Raw genomic sequence first — 3,744 nt, 5'->3', positions numbered from 1 at the left:
TGGCACGCTGTCAGATCTCAGTTCGCCATCATGTTCGAAGACCGCTTTCCAATGGCCTGACAAATGACGTCAGAGCACAAAATATCTGACAGTCTAGCCCGCCGCGCTTCTCGTGGCGGCTGTAGGTCACGTCCGTGACGGCGACCCATTGCGGCTTGGCCCTCGACAGCACCTCCAGCGTCGAGGCGGTCGGCTCGAGCTTCACCTCGCGGCCGGGGAACTCGAAGCCGCAACCAGGGCATTCCAGAGCCGCCGCAGCCACGATGGTCCCGCATTTCGGGCAGATCTTGGTGGGCGGCGGCCCGTCGCCCGGACCGCCCGGCCGTTTGGGGCGCACCAGATCGATGGGGCCATGCCAGCGGACATTCCCCGCGAAATCGAGAACGAGGCAGTTCTCCTTGCCCTCGGCGAGCCGTGTGCCCCGACCGGCCATCTGGACGTAGAGCCCGGCCGACTTGGTGGGCCGCAGCATGGCGATCAGGTCCACGGCCGGCGCGTTGAAGCCCGTCGTCAGCACGCCCATCGAGGCCAGCGCCCTGATCTCGCCGCGCTTGAAGGCGGCGATGATCCGATCGCGCTCGTCCTTCGGCGTCTTGCCGAAGATGGTGGCGCAGCTGATCCCGCGGCGGCGGAACTCCTCGGCGACATGGGTGGCGTGGCGCACGCCCGAGCAGAAGGCGAGCCAGGACCGGCGCGTCTCACCATGGGCGATCACCTCGGCCACGGCCGCGCGCGTGATGGCATCCTGGTCGACCGCGTCCTCGAGATCGCGCGCGATGAACTCGCCGCCGCGCGATCCTACGCCCGTCACGTCGAGCCGGGTCTTGGTCTGCTTGGAGATGAGCGGGGAGAGATAACCCTGATCGATCAGGTCGCGGACCGACACCTCGTAGGCGATGTCGGTGAAGAGCGCGTTCTCGCCCTCGTGCAGCATGCCGCTGTCAAGCCTGTAGGGCGTCGCCGTCAGCCCGATCGCCTTCAGCGAAGGGTTGATTGCCTGCAAATCGTTGAGGAAGCGGCGATACATGGTGTTCGACCGGCCCGGAATCAGATGGGCCTCGTCGATCAGCACCAGGTCGGCATGGCCGATGCGCGTCGCCTTGTCGTGGATCGACTGGATGCCGGCGAAGAGGATCCGCGCCCGCGCATCGCGGCGGCCGAGCCCGGCCGAGTAGATGCCCGCCGGCGCCTCGGGCCAGAGCCCCAGCATCTCGGCATGGTTCTGCGCGATCAGCTCGCGGACATGGGTGACGACGAGCACGCGCTGATCCGGCCAGGCCTTGAGCACGCCCTCGATGAAGGCGGCCATGACGAGGCTCTTGCCGCCGGCGGTGGGGATCACGACGAGCGGGTTGCCGCTCTCCTTCTCGAAATAGCTGTAGATCGAGGCGATCGCCGCCTGCTGGTAGGGGCGCAAGGTCAGCATGCGGCGGCCCCCACCGAATGCAGCGAAGCCCATATTTTGTGGTGCGCCTCTCCTGTGGCATTATATGCAGCAGTCTAGAAACCCACGAGTGTGCGCAAATGATACACTTTGAGATTAACGGAAAGAGGGTTAGGCCCGGCGACGTCGGGGACGCTATCAAGCAAGCAGTCCTCCAGAGCCTGGAAGCGCAGGTCAGGGAAAAGATCGGATCGATCCGCGACCCGGAAACCGGCGCATTCCCGACCGTGGTTATGCGTGGCGATAACCTTGATAGCCTTCAGATGCATGTGGAAGGATCGCCAGAGCTGATCGCGCTTGTCCGCAAACGTATGGGCATTGAAGACGAGGAATTGATGAAGGAAGAGGAAATACAGGAAGAAACGCCGCGCGTTTTTCTGTCCTACACATCTGATGATGCAGAGCTTGCCAAACGAATCGCCGCGAAGTTGCAATCGAACGGCATCGATACATGGTGGGACAGATGGTGCATTTCAGCCGGTGATAGCCTGCGCCAGAAAATCGACGAGGGCCTTGGCGGCTGTACGCATTTTCTAGTCTTGCTGACCCCTCAATCGGTCGGCAAGCCTTGGGTCAATCAGGAGATGGATGCGGGACTCGTGCGGAAGCTGAGCAACAAGTGCCGCTTTCTGCCGGTGCGCCACAAGCTGCCGCCAAAGGATTTGCCACTCCTTCTTTCAGGCATGCATGCGCCAGAAATCAATACCGATGAAGATATCGCTCAACTGATCAACGACATACATGGGATCAGCCGCAAGCCGACGCTCGGGCCGCGTCCGCATGCGCAGGCGGCGGAGGCGGGAACGCAAACGGGCTACTCGGCGGCGGCAAACACCATCGCACGCTACTTCGTGGAGAACACGAAGTACGGTCGCCTCGGCGATCCGAGCATCGACGTGGAGCCGCTAGCGGAAAAAACCGGGCTAACCATTGACGATACGAAGGACGCGCTTTTCGAACTATCCGCCTTCTTCAAGGACGCTCAGATACATGCTCTGGTCAAAGCTTCGCTATTCACAGAGTTTGATCGTTTCTGGAAGCCTTGGGATCCTCGAGACGATGCACTCAAACTGGCCGCCGACATAATGAACGACCCGGATTTACCGGCGGAAAGCAAAGCGATTGCTGAACTCTACGAATGGGAGCCGCGCCGCCTCAATCCCGCCGCCAATTACCTGCTCGAGCGTGGGCTCCTCGTTGACTTCAAGGTATTCGGCCATCCGGAATTCGAGCTGCATCGAATCGTCGGCAGGACGGATCAACTGCGCCGTTTCTTAAAGGGCCGACAATAGTTGGTCCGAATGTCGAACTCAGCCGGCTCGTTGCCGCGAGTGTCAGCCCGATGTGTTCACTTAAGCGTCTTTCCGTGCGATACAGGGAAAGGAGGACCGTTCCATGGGACAATCATCGACAGCGAAGAAGCGTGGGTCGCGGGATGCGGCGACGAAGGTGGCGGAGCAGCGGCTGAGCGTGCTGGAGCTTGGCAATGGTGAGCCGGAACAGCAATCGATCCAGTGAATCGATTGCCCGGCGAACGAGGCGTGCCGGCGGCGGGGCATGGACCGCACCAGCTTCTACGAATGGCGGCGGCGGTTCCAGACGCACGGCTTCGAGGGGCTCAAGGACCTGGCGCCGATCCACAAGAGCCACCCGCAGACCACCCCGCCGGAGGTGGTGGAGAAGATCAAGGCACTGGCGCTCGATCACCCCGCCTATGGCTGCAACCGCTTCGAGGCGATGCTGGCGCTGGAGGGTATCCGCGTCTCGTCCATCACCATCCAGAAGATCCTCAACGAGAACGGCCTGGGCACGCGCTATGACCGCTGGCTGGCGCTGGAGGCCAAGCACGCCGAGCGGGCCATCGAGCTCAGCGCCGAACAGGTGGCGTTCCTCGAGAAGCAGAACCCCTGCTTCCGCGAAAGGCACGTTGAATCAGGCGCTCCGGGGGAGCTCCTGTCGGCCGACACCTTCTTCGTCGGCACGCTGAAAGGCGTGGGCAAGGTCTACCTGCACGCGGTGGTCGACACCTATGGCAGCTACGCCTTCGGATTCCTGCACGTCTCCAAGCAGCCTGAGGCGGCGGTGGCGGTGCTGCACAACGACGTGCTGCCCTTCTACCGCAGGCTCGACCTGCCGGTGAAGGCGATCCTCACCGACAACGGCCGGGAGTTCTGCGGCACCGAGAACCACCCCTACGAGCTCTACTACCAACGTGCGCGGTTCCTGACTCACGAAGAGGATTCCCACGGCGACCGATCTCTGAATCAATGCCCCGAACCTGAGATGGAGGTTCGGCATGG

2 protein-coding genes and 1 pseudogene are annotated in these 3,744 nt (G+C 62.4%); 2 read left to right on the top strand and 1 reads right to left on the bottom strand.

Annotated features, from left to right (window positions below; all coding sequences use genetic code 11):
* Positions 1-28: 28 nt before the first annotated feature.
* Positions 29-1,426 carry a DEAD/DEAH box helicase gene (locus LY05_RS14895; RefSeq protein WP_148923695.1) on the bottom strand — a complete coding sequence of 466 codons (1,398 nt, stop codon included), beginning with the start codon at positions 1,424-1,426 and terminating at the stop codon, positions 29-31.
* A 98-nt stretch (positions 1,427-1,524) separates the two neighbouring features.
* Between LY05_RS14895 and LY05_RS14890 the strand changes: the two genes are divergently transcribed.
* Positions 1,525-2,736 carry a toll/interleukin-1 receptor domain-containing protein gene (locus LY05_RS14890; RefSeq protein WP_148923694.1) on the top strand — a complete coding sequence of 404 codons (1,212 nt, stop codon included), beginning with the start codon at positions 1,525-1,527 and terminating at the stop codon, positions 2,734-2,736.
* Positions 2,737-2,839: 103 nt separating this feature from the next.
* Positions 2,840-3,649: pseudogene (locus tag LY05_RS14885) on the top strand (helix-turn-helix domain-containing protein); the annotation flags it as partial.
* Between the last annotated feature and the right edge of the window lie 95 nt (positions 3,650-3,744).

This window comes from Oceanicella actignis, from assembly GCF_008124525.1.
Taxonomy (GTDB): domain Bacteria; phylum Pseudomonadota; class Alphaproteobacteria; order Rhodobacterales; family Rhodobacteraceae; genus Oceanicella; species Oceanicella actignis.
This window is presented reverse-complemented; position numbering and strand designations above follow the sequence as displayed.

Excerpts from the sequence above, each read along its gene's own strand:
- LY05_RS14895 (WP_148923695.1), bottom strand. The coding sequence starts at position 1,426 with ATGCTGACCTTGCGCCCCTACCAGCAGGCGGCGATCGCCTCGATCTAC.
- LY05_RS14890 (WP_148923694.1), top strand. The coding sequence starts at position 1,525 with ATGATACACTTTGAGATTAACGGAAAGAGGGTTAGGCCCGGCGACGTC.